Genomic DNA, 26,346 nt, shown 5'->3' with positions numbered 1-26,346 from the left:
CGCATGGAGCAGTACCAGTCCGACAGCCTGTCGGCCGCGCAGACGGCGGCCATACGGCGCAGCCTCACCAGCGGCCGGGGCGCCCTCAGCCGCCGTTCGATGCTGCGTGCGGGCGGCGTCGGCGCGCTCACCCTCGGCGGACTCGCCGGGCTGAGCGCCTGCGGCATCCCGCCGGCCAAGCGGGACGGCCAGGGGCCGGCCTCGATCGACGTCTCGGCCAAGGAGAAGACCGTCGCCTTCTCCAACTGGACCGAGTACATGGACGTCAGCGAGGACGAGAAGTCCCGCCCCACGCTGGAGGCGTTCGCCAAACGGACCGGGATCAAGGTCAAGTACACCGAGGACATCAACGACAACGTCGAGTTCTTCGGCAAGATCAAGCCGCAGCTCGCGGCCGGCCAGGACACCGGCCGCGACCTGATCTGCGTGACCGACTGGCTGGCCGCCCGGATCATCCGGCTCGGCTGGGCGCAGAAGCTGGACCCGGCGCACCTGCCGAACGCCTACGCCAACCTGTCGTCGCAGTTCCGCCGCCCCGACTGGGACCCGGGCCGCTCCTACTCGTACCCCTGGACCGGCATCTCCACCGTCATCGCCTACAACGTGAAGGCGACCGGCGGGAAGAAGGTCGACTCCGTCACCCAGCTCCTCGACGACCCCGCCCTCAAGGGCCGGGTCGGCTTCCTCACCGAGATGCGCGACTCGGTCGGCATGACCCTGCTCGACATGGGCAAGGACCCGGGGAAGTTCACCGACGCCGACTACGACGCGGCGATCGGGCGCCTCCAGAAGGGCGTCGACAAGAAGCAGATCCGGCGCTTCACCGGCAACGACTACACCTCGGACCTCGACAAGGGCGACCTCGCGGCCTGTCTCGCCTGGGCCGGCGACGTCATCCAGCTCCAGGCCGACAACCCGGACATCCGCTTCGCCATCCCGTCCGCCGGCTACATCACTTCCAGCGACAACCTGCTGGTCCCGGCGAACGCCCGGCACAAGACGAACGCCGAGAAGCTCATCGACTACTACTACGAGCTCCCGGTGGCCGCCCAGCTCGCCGCGTACATCAACTACGTGTGCCCGGTCGACGGCGTGAAGGACGAGCTCGCCAAGATCGACCCCGAGCTCGCGAGCAACACCCTGATCCTCCCGGACAAGGCGATGGCCGCGAAGTCGCACGCCTTCCGCTCGCTCAGCAGCGCCGAGGAGACGGCGTACGAGGAGAAGTTCGCCAAGCTCATCGGCGCCTGACCGGCCGTCCGCCCTCCCCTTCACGAACCCGGGACAGCAACCCATGACTGACAAGACTGCTAAGACTGACAAGAACGGCGGCGGCGACGTCCGTCTGGCCGGCATCAGCAAGTCCTACGGCTCCTTCACCGCCGTCCACCCGCTCGACCTGACCATCCCCCAGGGCTCCTTCTTCGCCCTGCTCGGCGCCTCCGGCTGCGGCAAGACGACCACGCTGCGGATGATCGCCGGCCTGGAGGACCCGACCACCGGCACCGTCTTCCTCGGCGACCGCGACGTCACCGACCTCCCCCCGTACAAGCGGCCGGTGAACACCGTCTTCCAGTCCTACGCGCTCTTCCCGCACATGGACATCTTCGAGAACATCGCCTTCGGCCTGCGCCGGCGCGGCATCAAGTCGGTGAAGAAGCAGGTCGACGAGATGATCGAACTCGTCCAGCTCGGCGAGCACGCCCGCAAGAAGCCGCACCAGCTCTCCGGCGGCCAGCAGCAGCGCGTCGCCGTCGCCCGCGCGCTCATCAACCACCCGCAGGTGCTGCTCCTCGACGAGCCGCTCGGCGCCCTCGACCTCAAGCTGCGCCGCCAGATGCAGCTGGAGCTCAAGCGCATCCAGACCGAGGTCGGCATCACCTTCGTGCACGTCACCCACGACCAGGAGGAGGCCATGACCATGGCCGACACGGTCGCGGTGATGAACGGCGGCCGGGTCGAGCAGCTCGGCGACCCCGCCGACCTGTACGAGAACCCGCAGACCACCTTCGTCGCGAACTTCCTCGGCACCTCCAACCTCATCGAGGCCGAGGTCGCCGAGACCGGCTCCGACGTCCTGGTCACCGCCGGCGGCGGCAAGCTCCGGGTGCCGGGTGAGCGCTGTACCTCCGCCGTCCGGGTGGGCGGCAAGGTGCTGGTCGGCGTGCGGCCCGAGAAGATCTCCCTGACGCACGCCGACGACGCCGGTGAGATCGCCGACGGCCGCAACCGGGTGACCGGCCGGATCGCCGAGTCCTCCTTCATCGGCGTCTCGACGCAGTACGTGGTCAACTCGCCGGCCGGCGCGGAGCTGCACGTGTACGAGCAGAACGTCGACAGGCGCGCGGGACTCCGGCCCGGTGCCGAGGTCGTCCTGCACTGGAACCCGGCCCACACCTTCGGCCTCGACGCCGCCCAGGACATCGACGCGGGCGTCGAGACGGTGGAGGACGCCGCATGAGCGCCACCCTGACGAAGGAGGAGGCGCCGCCGGCCGAGGAGCCGCTGCTGCGCAAGCCCTCCACCCGCAAGCGGCTGGTGCCGTACTGGCTGCTGCTGCCCGGCATCGTGTGGCTGCTCGTCTTCTTCGCGCTGCCGATGGTCTACCAGGCCTCCACCTCGGTGCAGACCGGCTCCCTGGAGAAGGGCTTCGAGGTCACCTGGCACTTCCAGACCTACTGGGAGGCCTTCCAGGAGTACTGGCCGCAGTTCGTGCGCTCGCTGCTCTACGCCGGCACCGCGACCCTGCTGTGCCTGCTGCTCGGCTACCCGCTGGCGTACCTGATCGCCTTCAAGGCCGGCCGCTGGCGCAATCTGCTGCTCGTGCTCGTCATCGCGCCCTTCTTCACCAGCTTCCTCATCCGGACGCTGGCCTGGAAGACCATCCTGGCCGACGACAGCCTGGTGGTCGACGCGCTCAACACGCTGCACGTCCTCGACGTGACCAGCTGGCTGGGCTGGACCGAGGGCAGCCGGGTGCTCGCCACCCCGATGGCCGTGGTCTGCGGTCTCACCTACAACTTCCTGCCCTTCATGATCCTGCCGCTCTACACCTCCCTGGAGCGGATCGACGGGCGGCTCCACGAGGCCGCGCGGGACCTGTACGCCTCGCCCGCCACCACCTTCCGCAAGGTGACCTTCCCGCTGTCGATGCCCGGCGTCGTCTCCGGCACCCTGCTCACCTTCATCCCGGCCAGCGGCGACTACGTCAACGCCGAACTCCTCGGCTCCACCGACACCAAGATGGTCGGCAACGTCATCCAGTCCCAGTTCCTGCGCGTCCTGGACTACCCGACGGCCGCCGCCCTCTCCTTCATCCTCATGGCGATCGTGCTGCTCATGGTCACCGTCTACATCCGCCGGGCGGGAACGGAGGACCTGGTCTGATGCGTTGGATCCGACAGCACCTCGTCGTCATCGCGGGCCTGCTCACGCTCGCGTACCTGATCGTGCCGAACGTCGTGGTGATGGCCTTCTCGTTCAACAAGCCGAACGGGCGCTTCAACTACGCGTGGCAGCAGTTCTCGCTCGACGCCTGGAAGGACCCCTGCGGGGTCGCCGACATGTGCGAGTCCCTCACCCTCTCGCTGCAGATCGCCGCCTGGGCCACGGTCGGCGCGGTCGTGCTCGGCACGATGATCGCCTTCGCGCTCGTCCGCTACCGCTTCCGGGCACGCGGCGCGATCAACTCGCTGATCTTCCTGCCGATGGCGATGCCCGAGGTCGTGATGGCCGCCTCGCTGCTCACCCTGTTCCTCAACATGGGCGCCGAGCTGGGCTTCTGGACCATCCTGATCGCCCACATCATGTTCTGTCTGTCGTTCGTCGTGACCGCCGTCAAGGCGCGCGTGATGTCCATGGACCCGCGCCTGGAGGAGGCCGCGCGCGACCTCTACGCGGGTCCGGCGCAGACCTTCCTGCGGGTCACCCTGCCGATCGCGGCGCCCGGCATCGCGGCCGGCGCGCTGCTCGCCTTCGCGCTGTCCTTCGACGACTTCATCATCACCAACTTCAACGCGGGCTCCACGGTCACCTTCCCCATGTTCGTGTGGGGCTCGGCGCAGCGTGGCACCCCCGTCCAGATCAACGTCATCGGCACGGCGATGTTCGTCATCGCGGTCCTGGTGGTCGTGGCCGGGCAGATCATCACGAACCGGCGCAAGAAAACGGCAACAGCCTGACATCAGCGCCTGACCGGCCCGGCGGCGTCTCGACGCGGCCGGGCCGGTCGGGCACCGAAGGAGTTGGAAACCATGGCCCCAGTCGCCATGCGTCTCGCTGCACAATCTCTCTCCGACGCCCAGCCCGTCCCCTTCTGGCTGGAAGACCCCGGCAAGCCCGGAGCCCTGCCCGCCCTCACCGGTACCGAGCGCTGCGACCTGCTCGTGGTGGGCGGCGGCTACAGCGGACTGTGGACCGCGCTCCTCGCCAAGGAGCGCGACCCCTCCCGGGATGTCGTACTGATCGAAGGCCGCGAGGTGGGCTGGGCCGCCTCGGGCCGCAACGGCGGCTTCTGCGCCGCCTCCCTCACCCACGGCCTCGGCAACGGACTCGCCCGCTGGCCTCGCGACCTGGCGAAGCTGGAGCGGATGGGCGAGGCCAACCTCGACGCCATCGAGGAGGCCGTCGCCCGCTACAGCCTGGACTGCGACTTCGAGCGCTCCGGCGAGATCGACGTGGCCACCGAGCCCTACCAGCTCGACGAGCTCCACGAGCTGTACGAGGAGGCCGAAGGGCTCGGCCTGGCCGGCGGTCTGGAGTTCCTGGACCGCGACGCGGTGCGCGCCGAGGTCGACTCGCCCACCTTCCTCGGCGGCCTGTGGGACCGCCGCGGGGTCGCCATGCTGCACCCGGCGAAGCTGGCCTGGGGCCTCAAGCGGGCCTGCCGCGAGCTCGGGGTGCGGATCTTCGAGAACACCCCGGCGCTCGACCTGCTGCCGGCCGGCGGCGGCATGGCCGTGCGCACCCCGTACGGCCGGGTCGCGGCACGCCGGGTCGCGCTCGGCACCAATGTCTTCCCCTCGCTGGTCAGGCGGGTGCGGCACTACACCGTCCCGGTGTACGACTACGCGCTGATGACGGAGCCGCTGAGCCCCGAGCAGCTGGCCGCGGTCGGCTGGAAGAACCGGCAGGGCCTCGGTGACTCCGCCAACCAGTTCCACTACTTCCGGATCACCGCCGACCACCGCATCCTGTGGGGCGGCTACGACGCCGTCTACCGCTTCGGCGGCAAGGTGGCCGCGGAGATGGACAACCGCCCGGAGACGTACCTCAAGCTCGCCCAGCACTTCTTCACCTGCTTCCCGCAGCTGGAGGGCCTGCGCTTCAGCCACGCCTGGGGCGGCGCGATCGACACCTGCTCGCGCTTCTCGGCCTTCTTCGGCACGGCCCACCAGGGCAAGGTGGCGTACGCCGCCGGGTACACCGGCCTCGGCGTCGGCGCGACCCGCTTCGGCGCCGACGTGATGCTGGACCTGCTGTCGGGGGAGCGCACCGAGCGGACCGAGCTCGACATGGTGCGCTCCAAGCCGCTGCCGTTCCCGCCGGAGCCGATCGCCTGGGCGGGCATCGGGCTGACCAAGTGGTCGCTCGCGCGGGCCGACGAGAACGGCGGCCGGCGGAACCTGTGGCTGAAGACGATGGACAAGCTCGGTCTCGGCTTCGACAGCTGAGCCCGTCTCAGGTGATGTGACGCAGGTCACATTCGATGGACGGCAAACCCGCGTCATAGCCGCGGGGCGGCGCCCTCTCTCCGTACGGACACCGCGCCTGGCGGGTCCGTACGAGGAGAGGGCTTTCGTCATGACTGGTACGGGGACGGGAAGTGGTACGGGTGCGGGTTCGGGCGCCGGGTCGGGCGCCGGCCCGGCGGCCAGGGCCGTCGTCGAGTGGCTCACCTCGGTCGCGCCGGACCCCGACGCCTGCCGCTGGGAGTGGGAGCGCAACCCGCACGGGGTCGCCCTGCTGCCCGCCGGCCGCCGCTGGGACGTGCTGATCCTGCCCTCCGAGCTGGGCTATCCCACGCTCGACGTGCTCACCCGGCTCGTCGACCGGCCCGGGCCGGTGCTCGCCGACTTCGGCGACTCCCGGATGGGCTTCTTCGTGCCGCCGGGCACCGCCGCCCGCTGGCTCGGCACAGGGGTGCGCAGCGCGGGCCCCGGGACCTGGATCGTCGTCCCGTACCCGGGCCGGGTGACCGGCAGGGTGCGCTGGCTGGTGGCCCCGGACGCGGCGGGCACGCTCACCGACGCGACGCTGCTCGAACTGGCGATGCACGAGGCGGCGGGTCGGCTGGCCCGTGGGGAGGGGTGACCGGCCGCGCCCAGAGGTCTTGACCACCCGATTGGTCTGGACCATGCTGTGGCGCGCTCCCCCTCGATTCCCCCACCCCCGGAGGCAGTTGTGGCCCGCACCAGACCTCTCTCCCTCGTCGTGGCGGGCGTGCTCGCCGCCGGCGGCCTCGTGGCCCTGACCCCCCTCGCCCACGCCGCAGACACCGAACTCGCCCGCAACGGAGGCTTCGAATCCGGCCTGGACGGCTGGAGTTGTACAGCCGGCAGCGGAGCCGTCGTCTCGTCACCCGTGCACGGCGGGACGAAGGCCCTGCAGGCCACCCCGGCCGGCAGCGACAACGCCAGGTGCTCCCAGACCGTCACCGTGAAGCCGAACTCGACCTACACGCTCAGCGGCTGGGTGCGCGGCTCGTACGTCTACCTCGGCGCGTCCGGCACCGGCACCACGGACGTCTCCACCTGGACCCAGTCCGCCCCCGACTGGCAGAAGCTCTCCACCGGCTTCACCACCGGCGCCTCCACCACCTCCGTGACGATCTACACCCACGGCTGGTACGGCACCGGGGCCTATGTCGCCGACGACCTGTCGCTGCTCGGCCCCGGCGGCGACCCGGTGCAGATACCGGCGACCCCGACCGGGCTGACCGCCGGCTCCGCGACCTCCAGCTCGGTGAGCCTGTCCTGGCCGGCGGTGTCCGGCGCGACCTCGTACAAGGTGTACAAGGACGGCGTGCTCGCCGGGACCGTGACCGGGACCTCGTACACCGCCACCGGACTCGCGGCCTCCACCTCGTACGGCTTCCAGGTCTCCGCCGCCAACAGCGCGGGCGAGTCGGCGAAGTCCGCCGCCGTCACCGCCACCACCACCTCCGGGGGCGGCGGGGGAGGGGGTGGCCAGCTGCCCGCGCACGCCCTCGTCGGCTATCTCCACGCCAGCTTCGCCAACGGCTCCGGCTACACCCGGATGGCCGACGTGCCCGACTCGTGGGACGTCGTCAACCTGGCCTTCGGCGAGCCGACCTCGGTGACCTCCGGAGACATCCGCTTCAGCCTCTGCCCGCAGACCGAGTGCCCGAACGTGGAGTCCCCCGCCGACTTCAAGGCCGCCATCAAGGCCAAGCAGGCCGCCGGCAAGAAGGTCCTCATCTCCATCGGCGGCCAGAACGGCCAGGTCCAGCTCGCCACCACCGCGGCCCGCGACACCTTCGTCTCCTCGGTCTCGAAGATCATCGACGAGTACGGCCTCGACGGCCTCGACATCGACTTCGAGGGCCACTCGCTGTCGCTGCAGACCGGCGACACCGACTTCCGCAACCCGACCAGCCCGGTCATCGTCAACCTGATCTCCGCGGTGAAGACCCTCAAGGCCAGGTACGGCAGCACGTTCGTGCTGACCATGGCCCCCGAGACCTTCTTCGTGCAGCTCGGCTACCAGTACTACGGCTCCGGCCCCTGGGGCGGCCAGGACCCGCGCGCCGGCGCCTACCTGCCGGTCATCCACGCCCTGCGCGACGACCTCACCCTGCTGCACGTCCAGGACTACAACTCGGGCTCCATCATGGGCCTCGACAACCAGTACCACTCCATGGGCGGCGCCGACTTCCACATCGCCATGACCGACATGCTGCTCACCGGCTTCCCGGTCGCCGGCAACACCGACCGCGTCTTCCCGGCCCTCCGCCCCGACCAGGTCGCCATCGGACTGCCCGCCTCCACCCAGGCCGGCAACGGCCACACCGCCCCGGCCGAGGTGAACAAGGCCCTGAACTGCCTCACCAGGAAGACCGACTGCGGCGGCTACCAGACCCACGGCACCTGGCCCGGCCTGCGTGGCCTGATGACCTGGTCGATCAACTGGGACCGCTACAACGGCTGGGAGTTCAGCCGGAACTTCGACGCGTACACGTGGAGCTGATCCGCAGGATCAGCAGCCCGAGGCAGAGACTGGCCAGCACGTCCAGCGGCCAGTGGAAACCGCGCAGGATCAGCCCGGTGCCCGTCACCGCCGTGAGCACGGCGGCGACGGGCACCAGGCGCACGGACACCAGGAAGGCCGCGCCGAAGTACGCCACCATCGCCGTCGCCGTGTGGCCGGAGGGGTAGTAGCCGTGGGCCCAGGGCTCCAGCGGGCCGGGGCGGGCCGTCCACTCCTTCAGGGGGACGACCAGGAGGGGCACGGCGGCCATCGCGAGGCCCGCGTACAGGGCCGCGAGCCGGCGGCCGCGCCAGACCGCGTACGCCATGGCGCAGCCGAGGACCGGAAGGGCGACCGTCATGTCGCCGAGGTCGGAGGCGAGTTCGCTCAAGGGCCGGGGGACCGTGTCCACCAGGCCGCGGGAGAGGCGTTCGTCGAGCCGGGCGAGCGGGCCGTGGACCAGGACCTGCCAGGTGACGACGGAGAGGGCGACGACCGCCCAGAAGACGGCCGACAGCCCCGGAACAGGGGGGGTGGTTCCGGGGCGGTCGCCTGGACCGGGCTGCCGCGCGCCCCGGGGGGTGTGGGGCGGGCGGCCATCCGATCGGTGAGGAGTTCCGGAGCCCAGGGCTCCAGTGGTGTGCGCGAAGGCACGGTGCGGGCGGGGCTGGGGAGGCTCCGCCCAGGGTGTTTCTCTCATCTGCGGAAACCGTACGGCACGAAGAGGGGGGCCGACAGCCGGAACTCCATCCCGCCATCGGCCCCCCACAGCTTCTTCACACAGGGTGTCGGAAGCGGCTGCCGAACTGTCAGATCGTGGCGAGCGCGGCCTCGATGACGTCCAGGCCCTCGTTGAGCAGGTCCTCGCCGATGACCAGCGGCGGCAGGAAGCGCAGCACGTTGCCGTAGGTGCCGCAGGTGAGGACGAGGACGCCCTCGTTGTGGCAGTACTTGGCGAGCGCGGCGGCGGCCTCGGCGTGCGGCTCCTTCGTCGCCGGGTCCTTCACCAGCTCGATGGCGATCATGGCGCCGCGGCCGCGGACGTCACCGATGACCGGGAACTTCTCCTGCATCGCGGTGAGGCGGCCCTTCATGACCTCCTCGATGCGCTTGGCCCTGCCGTTGAGGTCGAGCTCCTTCATGGTCTCGATGGCGCCGAGCGCACCGGCGCACGCCACCGGGTTGCCGCCGTAGGTGCCGCCGAGGCCGCCGCCGTGCACGGAGTCCATGATCTCGGCGCGGCCGGTCACGGCGGCGAGCGGCAGACCGCCCGCGATGCCCTTGGCCGTGGTGATCAGGTCCGGGACGATGCCCTCGTCCTCGCACGCGAACCACTGGCCGGTGCGGCAGAAGCCCGCCTGGATCTCGTCGGCGACGAAGACGATGCCGTTGTCGTTGGCGAACTTCACGATCGCCGGCAGGAAGCCCTTGGCCGGCTCGATGAAGCCGCCCTCGCCGAGCACCGGCTCGATGATGATCGCGGCGACGTTGTCGGCGCCGATCTGCTTGGTGATCTGGTCGATGGCCTGGGCGGCGGCCTCCGGGCCGGCGTTCTCCGGGCCGGTGAGCCAGCGGTAGCCGTAGGCGACCGGCACGCGGTAGACCTCGGGCGCGAAGGGACCGAAGCCCTGCTTGTACGGCATGTTCTTCGCCGTCAGAGCCATGGTGAGGTTGGTGCGGCCGTGGTAGCCGTGGTCGAAGACGACGACGGCCTGGCGCTTGGTGTACGAGCGGGCGATCTTCACCGCGTTCTCGACGGCCTCGGCGCCCGAGTTGAACAGGGCCGACTTCTTGGCGTGGTCGCCCGGGGTCAGCTCGGCCAGCGCCTCGCAGACCTCCACGTAACCCTCGTACGGCGTCACCATGAAACAGGTGTGGGTGAAGTCCTGGAGCTGCGCGGAGGCGCGGCGCACGACGGCCTCGGCGGAGGCGCCGACGGAGGTCACGGCGATGCCGGAACCGAAGTCGATCAGCAGGTTGCCGTCGACGTCCTCGATGATGCCGCCGCCGGCCCGCTTGGTGAACACCGGCAGCGTGGAGCCCACGCCACCGGCGACCGTGTCGAGGCGGCGGGCCTGAAGCTCCTGCGACTTCGGGCCGGGGATGGCGGTGACGACGCGCCGCTCCTGCGGGACAGCGTTCATGCGGGGCTCCTGGGGGTGTTCTGGACGCACTTGCGGGTTTCCTCCGCAGGCTAGGCGCGGCGGAGGGGGAGAGGCATGCGCCGATCGGGAGTGTTGGGGGGTGTGTCGTTGTCCGTGGTGGACATGGCGGGGTACGGGCCGGGGCTCGGGCGCCGGTCCGGCGAATCCCCTCCGGGGCGGCCCGGGCCCACTAGATTGACGGTGGCACAGTGGCGGCGACCTGGCTGGTCAGGGGGCAGGGGTTCATGGAGACCGACGGTACGTACGAGCCGAGCGACACCCGGGGCGCGGGCGTCCCCCGCCCGGCCACTCCGCCGGAGGCACCCGTTCCGCCACCCGTGCCACCCGTGCCGCCCGTACCGCCGAAGCCGGCGGGGGCGCCGGGGGTGCCCACGGCGACCGGCGGCGGCGCCGTGAGCCGGGTCGCCGCGTGGCTGGACGCGCCCCGGCCGGAGGCGGGCCCGGGCATCTGGCGCTACCGGCACGTGCCGCCGCAGGAGGCGCCGGAGCGGCTGGCGCCGGTGACGATCCTCGGCATGGTGCTCCCCGTGGTCATCGGACTGCTCGTCTGGTCGGCCTGGAGTTCGGGCCTCTTCCCGTACAAGTCCCAGCTGGTGTGGGCCGTCACGCCCAGTGACTGGTTCTGGCCCGGCAGCCTCGTCTGGGTCGACTGGCACGGCCAGCAGGCGCTCGTGGTCGTGGACGGGGTGTTCCTCGGCCTGCTCGTGACCGCCCTCGGGTTCCTCGGCTCCTGGCGCAAGATCACCGCGCACTACTTCCGGGGGCTGCGCCCCGTACCCCGCGCGCTGCTCGCCGCCCTGGCGGCGCTCGCCGCCCTCACCCTCGTCTGGCCGGAGGCCTTCGGCCTCGGCTGGAAGGCGCTGCCCGTCGTCGACTCGCTGCTCGCGCTCCTCGCCCTGCTCACCGGCGGCTTCGAGGTCTTCGCCTCCCCCTTCGCCGTCTACACCCTCTACACCCTGATCGCCCTCCTCGTCCTGTGGCCCTTCGCCCGCCTCGGGGACTGGTGGGGCCTGCTGCGTGCCCACCGCGCCCGCAAGGCCCCGGCCCCCGCCGAGCCCGCCGGCCCCGTCGTGCCGCCCTCCCAGTGGCCCGCCCTGCGCGAGGCCGGCGAGCGGCGGGCCGCCGACCTGCTCGCCGCCGAGGTCGCCGGGGGACGCATGAACGACGTCGACTGCGCCCGGGTGCGCCGCGCCTGGCGGGACACCGAGCGCGACCAGGTACGCCGCGCCGCGCTCGTCGGCAGGCTGCTCCGGGACGGCGCCGCCACCGGCGCCCACCCCTCCGGCGAGCGGGACCTGCCGGGCCGCGCCGCCACCCACGACCTGTTCCTCGGGCAGGTCCGGGTCGGGCGGTACGCGGACGGCGAGCGCACCCCGCACGCGTACCGCGGCGCCGGACTCGCCCTCGACCCCGGGCTGCTCGGCACCTCGCTGCTCGCCGTCGGCCCCTCCGGCTCCGGCAAGACCCGCGCCCTGATCGCCCCCGTCGTCGAGTCGCTCACCCTCCAGGCCCTCGCCGGCGCCACCTCCGTCGTGGCCGTCGCCGGGGCCGGCGCGCCCCTCGGGCCCGACACGGCGTACGACGTCGTCATCCGGCTCGGCGACCCGGCCTCCGCGCACGACCTCGACCTCTACGCCGGGTCCACCGACCCCGACGAGGCCGCCGCCTTCCTCGCCGAGGGACTCGTCGGCGACATGCCCGGCGTGGAGACCCGCCGCGCCGCCACCGTGCTCGCCCAGCTCGTCGGCCCGTACCGCGCCGCCTACGGCCGCTTCCCCACCGTCCCCGTGCTGCGCGAACTCCTGGAGGCCCGCCCCGAGACCCTGCGGACCCTGCACGACCTGCTGCCCGAGGACGGCGCCCCGACCATGCGCCGCGAACTCGACTCACGGATCCGGCAGGTCGGCACCGCCACCGACCTCGGCCCCGTCCTCGCCGACCGCCTCGCCGCCCTCGACCGCCCGGCCTTCGCCGAGTTCTTCGCCACGGGTGGAGGTACGGGGGGAGGCACGGGGGCTACGGGCCAGGGTGACGCCCGGCCGTTCTCACTGCGGGCCGTCGCCCAGCACCCCGTACGGGTACGGATCTGCCTGCCCGACGACGGCGCCCACGAGGAGGCCGCCCGGCTCCTCAACCGGCTGCTGCTCGCCCAGTTCGAGACCGTCGTCCGGGACCGCTCGCCGCGCGGCCACTTCGCGTGTCTGGTGCTCGACGACGCGGCCGGGGCGCTCACCCCGGGGACGGTACGGGGCCTCCAGCGGCTGCGCCCGCAGCACGCCGGGGCCGTGCTCGCCCTCCGTACCCTCGCCGAGGTGCCCGCCGAACTGCACGGCCCGCTGCTCGCCGGCGTCGGCTGCCGGATGGCCCTCGCGGGCATCCCCAACTGGGACGGACGGGCCTTCGCCGAGGCCTGGGGCACCGAGCGGGTCGAGACCACCGAGGTCGCCCACCACACCGTCTTCGCCGACCAGCCGATGACCCGCGCCCTGCACGCCCTGCGCAAGCTGATGACCGGCAAGGCGGTCACCACGGAGGCGGTGACGGTACGGGAGGTGGAACGCGAGCGGTGGTCCGCCTCCGAGCTCGCGCACGACGTCCCGCCCGGCCACGCCGTCCTCTCCCTCACCCATGTGCGCGGCGAGCACACCCCGCCGCTGCTCGTGGACCTGCGGAGCTAGCGCCTGTCTTTCGGATCAAGCCGGATCAGGGAGCGGGGTCTGGTGCGTGCGATCGCAAGGCGGAGGAGAGAGACAACGCGGAGCGTTGGCGACCGACGACAACGCGGCGAGCGTGCGTGCCAGGGCGCGCGAGCCCGGCAAGATCCGAAAGACAGACGCTGACGGCGGGGGCCCGGACGGGCTGGCAGAATCGGGTGCACGCCTCCCCCACCGGCGGCGCGCGCCCTCCCCACCTCCGACGCGCTCCCTCCCCAGAACCTCAAAGGTCCGACGGTCCCCAATGCCGCCCACCCTCGCCTCGCTCGTCCAGCACTCGGCGCTCAAACTCACCGTCCGCGCCGGTGAGGACCGCCTCGACACCCCCGTGCGCTGGGCGCACGTCAGCGAGCTCGCCGACCCCGTCCCGTACATGGAGGGCGGTGAGCTGCTGCTCACCACCGCGCTCACCCTCGACGCCGAGGACCCGGAGGCGATGCGGCGCTATGTGCGGCGGCTGCTCGGCGCCGGGGTCGTCGGCCTCGGCTTCGCCGTCGGGGTCAACTACGAGGACATCCCGGGCGCGCTGCTCGAAGCGGCACGCGAGGAGCACCTGCCGCTCCTGGAGGTGCCGCGGCGGACGCCGTTCCTCGCCATCAGCAAGGCGGTCTCGGCGGCCATCGCCGCCGACCAGTACCGGGCCGTGACCGCCGGTTTCGAGGCGCAGCGCGAGCTGACCCGGGCGGCGCTCGCCGAGGGCCCGGACGCGGTCGTCGCCCGGCTCGCCGCGCATGTGGACGGCTGGGCCGCGCTGTACGACACCTCCGGCACCGTGATCGCCGTGTCGCCCGACTGGGCGGCGCGGCGGGCGGCCCGGCTCACCCCCGACGTGGAGCGGCTGCGGGAGCGGCCCGCGCCCGCGAGCGCCGTGGTCGGCGGCACGGACGACCGGATCGAACTCCAGTCGCTCGGCACCGGGCGGCGGGTGCGCGGGGCGCTCGCGGTCGGCACGGGCGCACCCCTCGGCACGGCCGAGCGCTATGCCGTCCACTCCGCCATCGCCCTCCTCACCCTGACGACGGAGCGGTCCCGCTCGCTCCAGGCCGCCGAGCAGCGGCTCGGCGCGGCGGTGCTGCGGATGCTGCTCGCCGGGCAGCCGGACCACGCCCGGGCGGTGGCCGGGGATCTGTACGGCGGGCTGCTCGACGCGCCCTTCCGGCTGCTGATCGCCGAACCGGCGGGCGCCGAGGCGAAGGGGGCGCAGGAGGCGAAGGAGGGCGAGTCGCCGCTCGCCGTGCTCGCCGAGACCCTTGAGACCGCGGCGGCCCGGGCCGGGGAGTCGGCGCTGACCGTGCCCGAGGGGCCGGAGGGCGGCGAGCGGCTCGTCGTCCTGGCCGGCGACGGGGGAGCGGTCGTCACCGCGTGCGAGGGCTACGCGAGCCGCGAGGCCGAGGAGGCGGGCCTGGTCGTCGGGCTCTCCGCGCCGACCGGCCCGATCGCCGCGGCCGCCGCCTACAAGCAGGCCGAACAGTCCCTGTCGGTCGCCCGGCGGCGCGGCCGCGCCCTCGTCGAGCACGAGGAACTCGCCGCGGGGTCCGTGCTTCCGCTCCTCGCCGACGACGCCGTCCGCGCCTTCGCCGACGGCCTGCTGCGCGCCCTGTACGAACACGACGCCACCGGCCGCGGCGACCTCGTCGCCTCGCTGCGCGCCTGGCTCTCCCGGCACGGCCAGTGGGACGCGGCCGCGGCCGACCTGGGCGTGCACCGCCACACCCTCCGCTACCGGATGCGCCGGGTCGAGGAGATCCTCGGCCGTTCGCTCGACGACGCGGACGTGCGGATGGAGCTGTGGCTGGCGCTGAAGGCGACGGGCGACACACCGCCGAGCGGACCGGTCAAGCCGGGGTCGCCGAGGCGGTGACCGGGTGCCGGGAACTCCTGGCATGCGGCGCTGCCCGGTGAATTCCCCTTCCCCTGCCCGATCGCGGGCAGAATTCCTGGCAGGACGGCGCCCCGCTCCGTAATCTCCTGCGCATGACAAGTCCCGCAGCCGACCGTCCGGCCTCCGAGATCCCGCCGCTCCAGCCACCCCCGTCGTCCCCGCCCGCGCCCGTCGCCCGGCGGCTCCCCGTCGCCGTCTGGGTGGCGCTCGGGATCGTGTACGTCGTCTGGGGCTCCACGTACCTCGGGATCCGGATCGTCGTCGAGACGCTGCCGCCCTTCCTCTCCGCCGGCGCCCGGTTCGTCACGGCGGGGCTGATCCTCGCGGGGCTCGTCGCGTGGCGGCAGGGCCCGGCCGCGCTCAAGGTGACCCCGCGTCAGCTCGGCTCGGCGGCCCTGGTCGGCCTGCTGCTCCTCGTCGGCGGCAACGGCCTCGTCGTCGTCGCCGAGACGGCGATCCCGTCCGGCCTCGCCGCGCTGCTCGTCGCCGTCGTCCCCGCCTGGGTGGTGCTGCTCAAGGCCGCCACCGGCGACCGGCCGAGCCTCGGCGGCACCGCCGGTGTGCTGCTCGGTCTCACCGGCCTCGGCGTGCTCACCCTCCCCGGCCTCAGCGGCGAGGTCGCGATCGGCGGGGTCGTCCTGGTCGTCGTCGGCGCCCTCCTCTGGGCGGTCGGCTCGTTCTCGGCGGGGCGGATCCCGATGCCCGCGAGCCCCTTCACCGCCAGCGTGTACGAGATGCTCGCGGGCGGCCTCGCAGGCCTCGGCGTCGGCCTGCTGCGCGGCGAGCAGCACGGCTTCGACCCGTCCGCGGTGTCCGGGCGCTCCTGGGCGGCCCTGGCGTACCTCGTCGTCTTCGGCTCGCTCGTCGCCTTCACCGCGTACGCCTGGCTCATCCAGACCGCGCCGATCTCGCTCGTCTCCACCTACGCCTACGTGAACCCGGTCGTCGCCGTCGCCCTCGGCGCGCTCATCCTGAACGAGGCCCTGACCTGGTCGATCGTGCTCGGCGGCGCGATCGTCGTGGCGGGCGTCTGTCTGATCGTCTCGACGGAGCGGCGCCGCTGATCAACTACGCCTACGCTGTGGGCCGTCGGCGGTCGCAGGGGAGCGGCCCGCGAACCAGGGGTGGGGATCCGTATGGCCACGGAATCGGACGCGAGCGCGAGATCGGACGCGAGCGCGGGGAGCCGGCGGAGGTGGGTGCTCGGCACCGCCCTCCTCCTCGGTGTGCCGCTCGCGCTCGTCGGAGGCATCGCCTCCTGCGTCGCCTCCGAGACGGGCAATCTGCCGGGTGACGGGATGGAGCGGGTCTGGGACACGCCGTACGACCGGACCGCCGCCGAGTACGGCAACGCCGCCTGGCTCGTCGGCGACACCGTCGTCCGCAGCCGCTTCGACGCCGTCACCGCCTTCGACGCCCGTTCGGGGAAGCGGCGCTGGGAGTACGCCGTGCCGGGCCGGGCCGAGATCTGCGCCACCAGCACCGGCGCCGCCGACTCCGTCGCGCTGATCGGCCTCATGGAAGGCGGCAAGGGCTGCGCCACGGTCGCCGCGATCGACCTGAAGAACGGTCGCGAGCTGTGGCGCACCGCGCGGCAGCCGGGCCATGCCGACCCGAGGTACGCCGACGACGTCCTCGCCACCGGGGCCGGGCTCGCCGTGCTCCGCGACGAGGACGAGCAGTGGAACACCCCACCGGACCGGCGTACGCGGCCCGTGCTCCCCGGCGACCGGGCGCTGCGCGCCTTCGACCTGCGGACGGGTGTCCCGCGCTGGAAGGCCGCCGTGCCGAAGGGCTGCCTCCCGCGAGAGGTGGCCGTCGCGTCCCGGCAGGTGCTCGCCGCGCTCCAGTGCGCGACCGAGGCGAAGCTGGCCGCCTTCGACCCGGCCGACGGAAAGGTGCGGTGGACCGTCCCGCTGGGCGCCCGGCGGCCCGTCGCCCCGGACTCCTTCATGTCCTTCCTGTCCGCCGAACCGACGGTGCTGAAGGTGCAGGAGCCGATGGAGCACGGCGTGCACGCCTGGTTCGCCTTCGGCCAGGACGGCCGCCGCCAGGGGCAGATCGACGTCAGGGGCGGTGAGGTGGCCGTCTCCGACGGAAAACTCTTCGTCGCTTCCGGCGGAGTCGTCGCCTACGACCTGGCGAGCGGAAACGAGGCATGGAGCTCGGACCGCCTCTATGCCAATCAGAGCGTCACGGGGCTGCATGTGGGCGGCGGCCGCGCGACGATCTTCACCCGTGAGCGGAGGGGCCTCGACGAGCTCCACGTCTACGACGCCGCCACCGGCGAGACGGTCGACGAGCGCACCTTCGACCGGGACACGGACGACGGCAACGACAAGCTCACCGGCCTGTTCCGGTACGAGGACCTGTACATCGCCGTCCGCTGGGGCGAGGACTGGAAGCGCCGGCCCTTCTCGGCGTACCGGACCTGGTGACGGACGGGCGCCTCCGCCCCGGCTCGCAGGGGCCGCTTGGGCCAAAGCGGACAGGAGTGCCCGCCCCACCACTCCACCACGGACAAGCGCCTCTCCGCCCGGTTCGCCCTACCGTGTCAGCAGAGCGCGAGGCACCCCTCGGGCACTCCTCGTACACCCCCTACGAAAGGGCCGGGACGCAATGACGACCACCCACGCCTTCTGGCTCGCCGGCCGCGAGGCCACCGGCGAGGCCACCTTCGACGTCACGAACTCGTACGACGGACGTCTGGTCGGCAAGGTCAGCGTGCCCACCGAGGCCCAGGTCGAGGAGGCCGTCGCCGCCGCGCACGCCGTCGTCGACGAGTTCGCCGCGACCCCGGCGCACGTCCGGGCCGCCGCCCTCGACCACGTGTCGAAGCGGCTCGCCGAGCGCACCGAGGAGATCGCCCAGCTGATCTCCGCCGAGAACGGCAAGCCGATCAAGTGGGCCCGCGGCGAGGTCGGCCGTGCCGTGTCCGTGTTCCGCTTCGCCGCCGAGGAGACCCGCCGCTGGAACGCCGGCGAGGCCCAGCGCCTCGACACCGAGGCCGGCGGCGTGGGCCGGCTCGCGCTGACCCGCCGCATCCCCAAGGGCGTCGTGCTCGGCATCGCGCCGTTCAACTTCCCGCTGAACCTCGGCGCCCACAAGGTCGCCCCGGCCATCGCCGTCGGCGCCCCGGTCATCCTCAAGCCGGCCCCGGCCACCCCGATCTCCTCCCTGATCCTGGGCGAGATCCTGGCCGAGACCGACCTGCCGGCCGGCTCCTGGTCCGTGCTGCCCGTGCCGAACGACCGGATGCCCGCCCTGGTCCAGGACGAGCGCCTCCCGGTCATCTCCTTCACCGGCTCCGACAAGGTCGGCTACGCCATCCAGGAGTCCGTGCCGCACAAGCACTGCACCCTGGAGCTCGGCGGCAACGCCGCCGCCGTCGTGCTGCCCGACTGGTCCTCCGAGGCCGACCTGGACTGGGCCGCGACCCGGATCGCCACCTTCTCCAACTACCAGGGCGGCCAGTCCTGCATCTCCGTGCAGCGCGTGATCGTGGACGCCTCCGTCCACGACCGCCTGCTGCGGAAGATCGTCGCGGCCGTCGAGGCCCAGGTCACCGGCGACCCGGCGGACGACGCCACCGACGTCGGCCCGCAGGTCGACGAGAACGCCGCCAAGCGCATCGAGTCCTGGGTCGACGAGGCCGTCGCGGCCGGCGCCAAGCTGCTCGCCGGCGGCAAGCGCGAGGGCGCGTCCTACGCCCCGACCGTCCTCACCGACCTCCCGGCCGGCGTCACCCTGGCCCGCTCCGAGGTCTTCGGCCCGGTCCTCACGGTCGCCAAGGTCGACGGCGAGGCCGAGGCCTTCGCCGCGGTCAACGACTCCGACTACGGCCTCCAGGCCGGTGTCTTCACCCACGACGTGCAGGCCGCCTTCCGCGCCCACCGCACGCTGGAGGTCGGCGGCGTGATCGTCGGCGACGTCCCGTCCTACCGCGCCGACCAGATGCCGTACGGCGGCGCCAAGCGCTCCGGCGTCGGCCGCGAGGGCGTCAAGTTCGCGATGGACGACTACACCTACGAGCGCGTCCTGGTCCTGACGGGCCTCGCGCTCTAGCCCGTACGCCCCAGGCCGTTCGTACACCCGTACACCCGTACGGACGAAGAGACCGGCGGTCCGAGCCCACTGTGCGGGGGCTCGGGCCGCCCTTCGTCTTTCCGAACCCTCCGAAATCGGGTACGACGGACAGGAAGCCCAAGGAGGCGTCCATGTCCGCACCCACCCAGCGGCCGCCCAAGGTCACCGAGCGCGAGGCCCGGCAGGTCGCCGAGGCCGCCCGCCAGCAGGACTGGCACAAGCCGAGCTTCGCCAAGGAACTCTTCCTCGGCCGGTTCCGCCTCGACCTCATCCACCCGCACCCGCTGCCCGCAGCCGAGGACGTACGGCGCGGCGAGGCCTTCCTCGCCACCCTCAGGGCCTTCTGCGAGACCCGGGTCGACGGCGCCCGCATCGAACGCGAGGCCCGCATCCCCGACGAGACGATCCGCGGCCTCAAGGAGATCGGCGCGCTCGGGATGAAGATCGACCCGAAGTACGGCGGCCTCGGCCTCACCCAGCTGTACTACAACCGGGCGCTCGCCCTCGTCGGCTCCGTCAGCCCGGCGCTCGGCGCGCTGCTCTCCGCGCACCAGTCGATCGGGGTGCCGCAGCCGCTGAAGCTGTTCGGCACCCAGGAGCAGAAGGACGCCTTCCTGCCCCGGCTCGCCCGCAGCGACATCTCCGCCTTCCTGCTCACCGAGCCCGACGTCGGCTCCGACCCGGCCCGGCTCGCCACCACCGCCGTCCCCGACGGCGAGGACACCTACGTCCTGGACGGCGTGAAGCTGTGGACCACCAACGGCGTCGTCGCCGACCTGCTCGTCGTCATGGCCCGCGTGCCCGCCTCCGAGGGCCACAAGGGCGGCATCACCGCCTTCGTCGTCGAGGGCGACTCGCCCGGCATCACCGTCGAGCACCGCAACGCCTTCATGGGCCTGCGCGGCCTGGAGAACGGCGTCACCCGCTTCCACCGGGTGCGGGTCCCGGCCGCGCACCGCATCGGCCCCGAGGGCGCCGGCCTGAAGATCGCCCTGACCACCCTCAACACCGGGCGCCTCTCGCTGCCCGCCGCCTGCGCCGGGGCCGGCAAGTGGTGTCTGAAGATCGCCCGCGAGTGGGCCGCCGAGCGCGAACAGTGGGGCAAGCCGGTCGCCCGGCACGAGGCCGTCGGCACCAAGATCTCCTTCATCGCCGCCACCGCCTTCGCCCTGGAGGCGGTCGTCGACCTCGCCTCCCAGATGGCCGACGAGGACCGCAACGACATCCGCATCGAGGCCGCCCTCGCCAAGCTGTACGGCTCCGAGATGGCCTGGCGGATCGCCGACGAGCTGGTCCAGATCCGCGGCGGCCGCGGCTACGAGACCGCCGACTCCCTCGCCGCCCGCGGCGAACGCGCCGTCCCCGCCGAGCAGGTGCTGCGCGACCTGCGCATCAACCGGATCTTCGAGGGCTCGACGGAGATCATGCACCTGCTCATCGCCCGTGAGGCCGTCGACGCCCACCTCTCCGTCGCCGGCGACCTCATCGACCCCGAGAAACCGCTCGCCGACAAGGCGCGGGCCGGCGCCCGGGCCGGCGGCTTCTACGCCCGCTGGCTGCCGAAGCTGGTCGCCGGACCGGGACAGCTGCCGGGGGCGTACGGAGAGTTCGGCGAGCTCGCGACCCATCTGCGGTACGTCGAGCGCACCTCCCGCAAGCTGGCCCGCTCTACCTTCTACGCGATGTCCCGGTGGCAGGGGAGGATGGAGCTCAAGCAGGCCTTCCTCGGCCGGATCGTCGACATCGGCGCCGAGCTCTTCGCGATGAGCGCCGTCTGCGTGCGCGCCGAACTCCTGCGCACCACCGGCCCGCACGGCCGCGAGGCCCGGCAGCTCGCCGACGCCTTCTGCCGGCAGTCCCGGCTGCGGATCGAGGAGCTCTTCGGGCGCCTGTGGGCCAACACCGACGACCTGGACCGCCGTGTCGTCGACGGCGTCCTCGCCGGCTCGTACACCTGGCTGGAGGAGGGCATCCTCGACCCGAGCGACGACGGCCCCTGGATCGCGGACACCACTCCCGGCCCGTCGGCGAAGGAGAACCTCCACCGGAAGATCACCTGAGGACCGCCCGAGGGCGCCGGATCCCGCGGACCGCTCGTCCACCCACCGGACCGGCCCGCGACCGGCCCGCCCGCCACGGCACACTGGCGGGCGTGACCGTCATCGACATCCCCGGCTCCAAGTCCGTCACCGCCCGCGCCCTCTTCCTCGCCGCCGCGGCCGAAGGCACCACCACCCTGCTCCGGCCGCTGCACTCCGACGACAGCGAGGGCTTCGCCGAAGGCCTGAAGGCCCTCGGTTATGCCGTACGGCAGGAGCCGGGCGCCTGGCACATCGAGGGGCGGCCCGCCGGGCCCGGGGTCGCCGAGGCCGACGTGTACTGCCGGGACGGCGCCACCACCGCCCGCTTCCTGCCCGCCCTCGCCGCCGCCGGGCACGGCACCTTCCGCTTCGACGCCTCCGCGCAGATGCGCCGACGCCCGCTCGGCCCGCTCACCACCGCCCTGCGCGAACTCGGGGTGGAGCTCGGCCACGGCGAGCGCGAGGGCCACCACCCGCTCACCGTGACCGGCCGCGGCATCAAGGGCGGGGCGGTCCGGCTCGACGCGGGGCAGTCCTCGCAGTACCTGACCGCCCTGCTCCTGCTCGGCCCGCTCACCGCCGAAGGCCTGGACATCACGGTCACCGACCTGGTCTCGGAGCCGTACGTCGAGATCACCCTCGCGATGATGCGGGCCTTCGGCGCCGAGATCACGCGCGAGGACGACGCCGAGGGCCGCACCTACCGGGTCGCCCCCACCGGCTACCGCGCCTGTACGTACGCGATCGAGCCCGACGCCTCCACCTCCTCGTACTTCTTCGCCGCGGCCGCCCTCGTCCCCGGCGGCGAGGTCACCGTCCCCGGACTCGGCACCGGCGCCCTCCAGGGCGACCTCGCCTTCGTGGACGTCCTGCGCCGCATGGGCGCCGAGGTCGAGATCACCGACACGGCCACCACCGTCCGCTCCACCGGACGTCTGCACGGCCTCACCGTGAACATGCGCGACATCTCCGACACCATGCCGACCCTCGCCGCGCTCGCGCCCTTCGCCGAAGGCCCGGTCCGCATCGAGGACGTCGCCAACACCCGGGTCAAGGAGTGCGACCGGCTCGACGCCTGCGCCGAGAACCTGCGCCGGCTCGGCATCGACGTCGCCACCGGCCCCGACTGGATCGAGATCCGGCCCGGCACCCCCGCCGGACCGGCCGAGATCGCCACCCACGGCGACCACCGCATCGTGATGTCCTTCGCGGTCACCGCCCTGCGCACTCCCGGGATCACGTTCGACGACCCCGGCTGCGTACGGAAGACCTTCCCGGACTTCCACCCCGTTTTCGCCCGCTTCACCCAGGGGCTGTGAAAGGCGCACAGCGTTTGCGGCAAGAATGGGGGGCATGAGCGACCGCCCCTCTCCTCTCGCCGACCCGCACATCGCCTTCGACGTGTCCGAAGGCCGCCGGGACATCGTCGTCCTCGGCTCCACCGGGTCCATCGGCACCCAGGCCATCGACCTGGTCCTGCGCAACCCCGACCGGTTCCGGGTCACCGCCCTCGCCGCCTCCGGCGGCCGGATCGGGCTGCTCGCCGAGCAGGCGCACCGGCTGAAGGTCCGCACGGTCGCCGTCGCCCGCGAGGACGCGGTCGCGGAGCTCAAGGACGCCCTCAAGGCGCTGTACGGCCCCGAGCGGCTCCCCGAGATCCTCGCCGGGCCCGAGGCGGCCACCCGGCTCGCCGCCTCGCCCTGCCACACCGTCCTCAACGGCATCACCGGCTCCATCGGCCTGGCGCCGACCCTCGCCGCCCTGGAGGCCGGCCGGACCCTCGCGCTCGCCAACAAGGAGTCGCTGATCGTCGGCGGCCCGCTGGTGAAGGCGCTCGCCAAGCCCGGCCAGATCATCCCGGTCGACTCCGAGCACGCCGCGCTCTTCCAGGCGCTCGCCGCCGGCACCCGCGCGGACGTGCGCAAGCTGGTCGTCACCGCCTCCGGCGGCCCCTTCCGCGGCCGCACCCGCGCCGACCTCGAAGGCGTCACCCGTGAGGACGCGCTCGCCCACCCCACCTGGGCCATGGGGCCGGTCATCACGGTCAACAGCGCCACCCTCGTGAACAAGGGCCTGGAGGTCATCGAGGCCCACCTGCTCTACGACATCCCGTTCGACCGCATCGAGGTCGTCGTCCACCCGCAGTCGTACGTGCACTCCATGGTCGAGTTCACCGACGGCTCCACCCTCGCCCAGGCCACCCCGCCCGACATGCGCGGCCCCATCGCCATCGGCATCGGCTGGCCCGAGCGGGTCCCCGACGCGGCCCCCGCCTTCGACTGGTCCAAGGCCTCCACCTGGGAGTTCTTCCCGCTCGACAACGAGGCCTTCCCGTCCGTGAACCTCGCCCGGCACGTCGGCGATCTCGGCGGCACCGCGCCCGCCGTCTTCAACGCCGCCAACGAGGAGTGCGTGGACGCCTTCCTCGCCGGAAGGCTGCCGTTCAACGGAATCATGGATACGGTCACCGCAGTCGTCACCGAGCACGGCCGGCCGAGCCGGGGAACCTCGCTCACGGTGTCGGACGTCCTGGAAGCGGAGACCTGGGCACGGGCCCGGGCCCGGGAACTCGCGGCGAAGGCAATCGCGGAGGCGCGCGCATGACCACACTCCTGACCGTCCTCGGCATCGTGCTGTTCGCGCTGGGACTCCTCGTCTCCATCGCGTGGCACGAGCTGGGCCACCTCTCCACGGCCAAGCTGTTCGGCATCCGCGTGCCGCAGTACATGGTCGGCTTCGGCCCCACCATCTGGTCGCGGAAGAAGGGCGAGACGGAGTACGGCATCAAGGCCATCCCGGCCGGCGGCTACATCCGGATGATCGGCATGTTCCCGCCCGGCAAGGACGGCCGGATCGAGGCCCGCTCCACCTCCCCCTGGCGCTCCATGATCGAGGACGCCCGCGAGGCCTCCTTCGAGGAACTCCAGGAAGGCGACGAGGACCGCCTCTTCTACACGCGCAAGCCGTGGAAGCGCGTCATCGTCATGTTCGCCGGGCCCTTCATGAACCTGGTGCTCGCCGTCGTGCTGTTCTTCGGCAGCGCCATGGCCATCGGCTTCGAGACCCAGACGACCAAGGTCGCCGGTGTCCAGAAGTGCGTGATCGCCCAGTCCGAGAAGCGCGAGAAGTGCCAGACCGGCGACCCGGTCTCGCCCGCGTTCGCCGCCGGCCTCAAGGACGGCGACAAGATCGTCGCCTTCAACGGCACCCCGGTCTCCGACTGGAACACCCTCTCCGACCGCATCCGCGCCACCATCGGCCCGGCCACCGTCACCGTCGAGCGCGCCGGCCAGCGGATCGACCTCCACCCCACGCTGATCAAGAACGACGTCTACAAGAAGGACGCCGACGGCCGGGTCGTCCAGCCGCTGCGGACCGAACCCGCCGGCTACCTCGGCTTCGCCTCCAAGACCGAGGTGCTGCCGCTGACCTTCGGCCAGTCCGTCGACCGGATGTCCGACCAGCTCCAGGCCGGTGTCGAGTCCGTCATCGCCCTGCCCGGCAAGATCCCCGCCCTGTGGAACGCCGCCTTCGGCGACGGCGAACGCGAGAAGGACTCCCCGGTCGGCGTCGTCGGCGCCGCCCGGATCAGCGGCGAACTGATGGCCATCGAGGCCCCGCCGCAGACCCGGCTGGTCTTCTTCCTCAACCTCGTCGTCATGTTCAACGTGTCGCTGTTCCTGTTCAACATGCTCCCGCTGCTCCCGCTCGACGGCGGCCACATCGCCGGCGCCCTGTGGGAGTCGATCCGCCGCCACACCGCCCGGATCTTCAAGCGGCCCGACCCCGGCCCGTTCGACGTGGCCAAGCTGATGCCGGCCGCCTACGTGGTGGCGGGCGTCTTCGTCTGCTTCACCCTGCTCGTCCTCGTCGCCGACATCGTCAACCCGGTGAAGCTGACGTAGTACGCCCACGGCCGGACACCCCCGCGGTGTCCGGCCCGCCGCCGCAGGAGCGGTAATCTCGAAGACCTGAGCTCGAAGACCTGAGCCCGACGCGCCCGATGAACCACACCTTGGGGTTGTACAGCTGATGACCGCGATCTCTCTCGGTATGCCGTCCGTTCCGACCAAGCTCGCCGAACGGCGCAAGAGCCGCCGGATCCAGGTCGGATCGGTGGCCGTCGGTGGCGACGCCCCGGTGTCCGTGCAGTCGATGACCACCACCCGCACCTCCGACATCGGCGCCACGCTCCAGCAGATCGCCGAGCTCACCGCCTCCGGCTGCCAGATCGTGCGCGTGGCCTGCCCCACCCAGGACGACGCCGACGCCCTCGCGACCATCGCGAAGAAGTCGCAGATCCCGGTCATCGCCGACATCCACTTCCAGCCGAAGTACGTGTTCGCCGCCATCGACGCCGGCTGCGCCGCGGTCCGCGTCAACCCGGGCAACATCAAGCAGTTCGACGACAAGGTCAAGGAGATCGCCAAGGCGGCCTCCGAGGCCGGCACCCCGATCCGCATCGGCGTCAACGCCGGCTCGCTCGACCGCCGCCTGCTCCAGAAGTACGGCAAGGCCACCCCCGAGGCGCTCGTCGAGTCCGCCCTCTGGGAGGCCTCCCTCTTCGAGGAGCACGGCTTCCGCGACATCAAGATCTCGGTCAAGCACAACGACCCGGTCGTCATGGTCAACGCCTACCGCCAGCTCGCCGCCCAGAGCGACTACCCGCTGCACCTCGGCGTCACCGAGGCCGGCCCCGCCTTCCAGGGCACCATCAAGTCCGCCGTCGCCTTCGGAGCCCTGCTCTCCGAGGGCATCGGCGACACCATCCGGGTCTCCCTCTCCGCCCCGCCGGTCGAGGAGATCAAGGTCGGCAACCAGATCCTCGAGTCCCTCGGCCTGCGCCCGCGCCGCCTGGAGATCGTCTCCTGCCCGTCCTGCGGCCGCGCCCAGGTCGACGTCTACAAGCTCGCCGAGGAGGTCACCGCCGGCCTGGAGGGCATGGAGGTGCCGCTCCGCGTCGCCGTCATGGGCTGCGTCGTCAACGGCCCCGGCGAGGCCCGCGAAGCCGACCTCGGCGTCGCCTCCGGCAACGGCAAGGGCCAGATCTTCGTCAAGGGCGAGGTCATCAAGACCGTCCCCGAGTCGAAGATCGTCGAGACCCTCATCGACGAGGCCATGAAGATCGCCGAGCAGATGGAGAAGGACGGCGTCGCCTCCGGCGAGCCCACGGTGTCGGTCGCCGGGTGACACTGTCGGTACCGATCGAT

General features: G+C 72.3%; 19 protein-coding genes. 17 read left to right on the top strand and 2 right to left on the bottom strand.

All coding sequences use genetic code 11. The features are described from left to right. Positions 1–3: 3 nt before the first annotated feature. The 7 genes from AB0M18_RS24715 to AB0M18_RS24685 all read left to right on the top strand — a co-directional run bounded on the left by AB0M18_RS24715 (position 4) and on the right by AB0M18_RS24685 (position 8,208). Positions 4–1,251, top strand: a complete 1,248-nt coding sequence (locus AB0M18_RS24715) for a spermidine/putrescine ABC transporter substrate-binding protein (protein WP_365761539.1) — start codon at positions 4–6, stop codon at positions 1,249–1,251. Positions 1,252–1,294: 43 nt separating this feature from the next. After that, positions 1,295–2,461 (top strand): ABC transporter ATP-binding protein, encoded by a 1,167-nt coding sequence (locus AB0M18_RS24710; protein WP_365761537.1) that lies wholly within the window; start codon positions 1,295–1,297, stop codon positions 2,459–2,461. Next, positions 2,458–3,387, top strand: coding sequence for an ABC transporter permease (locus tag AB0M18_RS24705; RefSeq protein WP_365761535.1), 930 nt, complete (start codon positions 2,458–2,460; stop codon positions 3,385–3,387). The genes AB0M18_RS24710 and AB0M18_RS24705 overlap by 4 nt, the downstream gene beginning before the upstream one ends. After that, positions 3,387–4,181 carry an ABC transporter permease gene (locus AB0M18_RS24700; protein ID WP_365761533.1) on the top strand — a complete coding sequence of 265 codons (795 nt, stop codon included), beginning with the start codon at positions 3,387–3,389 and terminating at the stop codon, positions 4,179–4,181. Before AB0M18_RS24705 ends, AB0M18_RS24700 begins: the two co-directional genes overlap by 1 nt. 72 nt (positions 4,182–4,253) lie before the next feature. Beyond that, positions 4,254–5,672 carry an FAD-dependent oxidoreductase gene (locus AB0M18_RS24695; RefSeq protein ID WP_365761531.1) on the top strand — a complete coding sequence of 473 codons (1,419 nt, stop codon included), beginning with the start codon at positions 4,254–4,256 and terminating at the stop codon, positions 5,670–5,672. A 130-nt stretch (positions 5,673–5,802) separates the two neighbouring features. After that, on the top strand, positions 5,803–6,312 hold the full coding sequence (locus AB0M18_RS24690) for a hypothetical protein (protein WP_365761529.1): 510 nt from the start codon (positions 5,803–5,805) through the stop codon (positions 6,310–6,312). Between the two features lie 90 nt (positions 6,313–6,402). Next, positions 6,403–8,208 (top strand): glycoside hydrolase family 18 protein, encoded by a 1,806-nt coding sequence (locus tag AB0M18_RS24685; RefSeq protein ID WP_365761527.1) that lies wholly within the window; start codon positions 6,403–6,405, stop codon positions 8,206–8,208. Here AB0M18_RS24685 and AB0M18_RS24680 read toward each other — a convergent pair. Beyond that, positions 8,174–8,908 carry a phosphatase PAP2 family protein gene (locus AB0M18_RS24680; RefSeq protein ID WP_365761525.1) on the bottom strand — a complete coding sequence of 245 codons (735 nt, stop codon included), beginning with the start codon at positions 8,906–8,908 and terminating at the stop codon, positions 8,174–8,176. The genes AB0M18_RS24685 and AB0M18_RS24680 overlap by 35 nt on opposite strands. A gap of 109 nt (positions 8,909–9,017) precedes the next feature. After that, positions 9,018–10,352: a 4-aminobutyrate--2-oxoglutarate transaminase gene (gabT, locus tag AB0M18_RS24675; protein ID WP_365761523.1), complete on the bottom strand. Its 1,335-nt coding sequence runs from the start codon at positions 10,350–10,352 to the stop codon at positions 9,018–9,020. 245 nt (positions 10,353–10,597) lie between these two features. Between gabT and AB0M18_RS24670 the strand changes: the two genes are divergently transcribed. From AB0M18_RS24670 to ispG, 10 genes are all read left to right on the top strand, one after another. After that, positions 10,598–13,051, top strand: a complete 2,454-nt coding sequence (locus tag AB0M18_RS24670) for an ATP/GTP-binding protein (protein ID WP_365761521.1) — start codon at positions 10,598–10,600, stop codon at positions 13,049–13,051. Positions 13,052–13,331: 280 nt separating this feature from the next. Next, entirely contained in the window at positions 13,332–14,948 is a 1,617-nt protein-coding gene (locus AB0M18_RS24665) for a PucR family transcriptional regulator (RefSeq protein ID WP_365761519.1), read from the top strand. A 113-nt stretch (positions 14,949–15,061) separates the two neighbouring features. Further along, a complete protein-coding gene (locus AB0M18_RS24660) occupies positions 15,062–16,033 on the top strand; it encodes an EamA family transporter (RefSeq protein WP_365761517.1) in 972 nt (323 codons plus the stop codon). A gap of 72 nt (positions 16,034–16,105) precedes the next feature. Then, a complete protein-coding gene (locus AB0M18_RS24655; protein WP_365761515.1) occupies positions 16,106–17,407 on the top strand; it encodes a PQQ-binding-like beta-propeller repeat protein in 1,302 nt (433 codons plus the stop codon). Between the two features lie 181 nt (positions 17,408–17,588). After that, a complete protein-coding gene (locus AB0M18_RS24650; protein WP_365761513.1) occupies positions 17,589–19,034 on the top strand; it encodes an aldehyde dehydrogenase family protein in 1,446 nt (481 codons plus the stop codon). Between the two features lie 152 nt (positions 19,035–19,186). After that, positions 19,187–21,115 (top strand): acyl-CoA dehydrogenase family protein, encoded by a 1,929-nt coding sequence (locus AB0M18_RS24645; RefSeq protein WP_365761511.1) that lies wholly within the window; start codon positions 19,187–19,189, stop codon positions 21,113–21,115. A gap of 92 nt (positions 21,116–21,207) precedes the next feature. Further along, entirely contained in the window at positions 21,208–22,455 is a 1,248-nt protein-coding gene (gene aroA / locus AB0M18_RS24640; RefSeq protein WP_365761509.1) for a 3-phosphoshikimate 1-carboxyvinyltransferase, read from the top strand. 34 nt (positions 22,456–22,489) lie between these two features. Further along, entirely contained in the window at positions 22,490–23,740 is a 1,251-nt protein-coding gene (gene dxr, locus AB0M18_RS24635) for a 1-deoxy-D-xylulose-5-phosphate reductoisomerase (RefSeq protein WP_365761507.1), read from the top strand. Continuing rightward, positions 23,737–25,041 carry a site-2 protease family protein gene (locus AB0M18_RS24630; RefSeq protein ID WP_365761505.1) on the top strand — a complete coding sequence of 435 codons (1,305 nt, stop codon included), beginning with the start codon at positions 23,737–23,739 and terminating at the stop codon, positions 25,039–25,041. The genes dxr and AB0M18_RS24630 overlap by 4 nt, the downstream gene beginning before the upstream one ends. Before the next feature lie 127 nt (positions 25,042–25,168). Next, positions 25,169–26,326, top strand: coding sequence for a flavodoxin-dependent (E)-4-hydroxy-3-methylbut-2-enyl-diphosphate synthase (ispG, locus tag AB0M18_RS24625; protein WP_365761503.1), 1,158 nt, complete (start codon positions 25,169–25,171; stop codon positions 26,324–26,326). The last annotated feature ends 20 nt before the right edge of the window (positions 26,327–26,346 follow it).

Source organism: Streptomyces sp. NPDC051909 (genome assembly GCF_040681095.1).
GTDB lineage: Bacteria > Actinomycetota > Actinomycetes > Streptomycetales > Streptomycetaceae > Streptomyces.
This window is presented reverse-complemented; position numbering and strand designations above follow the sequence as displayed.

Coding starts and splice junctions, on each gene's coding strand:
- AB0M18_RS24715 (WP_365761539.1), top strand. CDS start 4: ATGGAGCAGTACCAGTCCGACAGCCTGTCGGCCGCGCAGACGGCGGCC.
- AB0M18_RS24710 (WP_365761537.1), top strand. CDS start 1,295: ATGACTGACAAGACTGCTAAGACTGACAAGAACGGCGGCGGCGACGTC.
- AB0M18_RS24705 (WP_365761535.1), top strand. CDS start 2,458: ATGAGCGCCACCCTGACGAAGGAGGAGGCGCCGCCGGCCGAGGAGCCG.
- AB0M18_RS24700 (WP_365761533.1), top strand. CDS start 3,387: ATGCGTTGGATCCGACAGCACCTCGTCGTCATCGCGGGCCTGCTCACG.
- AB0M18_RS24695 (WP_365761531.1), top strand. CDS start 4,254: ATGGCCCCAGTCGCCATGCGTCTCGCTGCACAATCTCTCTCCGACGCC.
- AB0M18_RS24690 (WP_365761529.1), top strand. CDS start 5,803: ATGACTGGTACGGGGACGGGAAGTGGTACGGGTGCGGGTTCGGGCGCC.
- AB0M18_RS24680 (WP_365761525.1), bottom strand. CDS start 8,908: ATGAGAGAAACACCCTGGGCGGAGCCTCCCCAGCCCCGCCCGCACCGT.
- gabT (WP_365761523.1), bottom strand. CDS start 10,352: ATGAACGCTGTCCCGCAGGAGCGGCGCGTCGTCACCGCCATCCCCGGC.
- AB0M18_RS24670 (WP_365761521.1), top strand. CDS start 10,598: ATGGAGACCGACGGTACGTACGAGCCGAGCGACACCCGGGGCGCGGGC.
- AB0M18_RS24665 (WP_365761519.1), top strand. CDS start 13,332: ATGCCGCCCACCCTCGCCTCGCTCGTCCAGCACTCGGCGCTCAAACTC.
- AB0M18_RS24660 (WP_365761517.1), top strand. CDS start 15,062: ATGACAAGTCCCGCAGCCGACCGTCCGGCCTCCGAGATCCCGCCGCTC.
- AB0M18_RS24655 (WP_365761515.1), top strand. CDS start 16,106: ATGGCCACGGAATCGGACGCGAGCGCGAGATCGGACGCGAGCGCGGGG.
- AB0M18_RS24650 (WP_365761513.1), top strand. CDS start 17,589: ATGACGACCACCCACGCCTTCTGGCTCGCCGGCCGCGAGGCCACCGGC.
- AB0M18_RS24645 (WP_365761511.1), top strand. CDS start 19,187: ATGTCCGCACCCACCCAGCGGCCGCCCAAGGTCACCGAGCGCGAGGCC.
- dxr (WP_365761507.1), top strand. CDS start 22,490: ATGAGCGACCGCCCCTCTCCTCTCGCCGACCCGCACATCGCCTTCGAC.
- AB0M18_RS24630 (WP_365761505.1), top strand. CDS start 23,737: ATGACCACACTCCTGACCGTCCTCGGCATCGTGCTGTTCGCGCTGGGA.
- ispG (WP_365761503.1), top strand. CDS start 25,169: ATGACCGCGATCTCTCTCGGTATGCCGTCCGTTCCGACCAAGCTCGCC.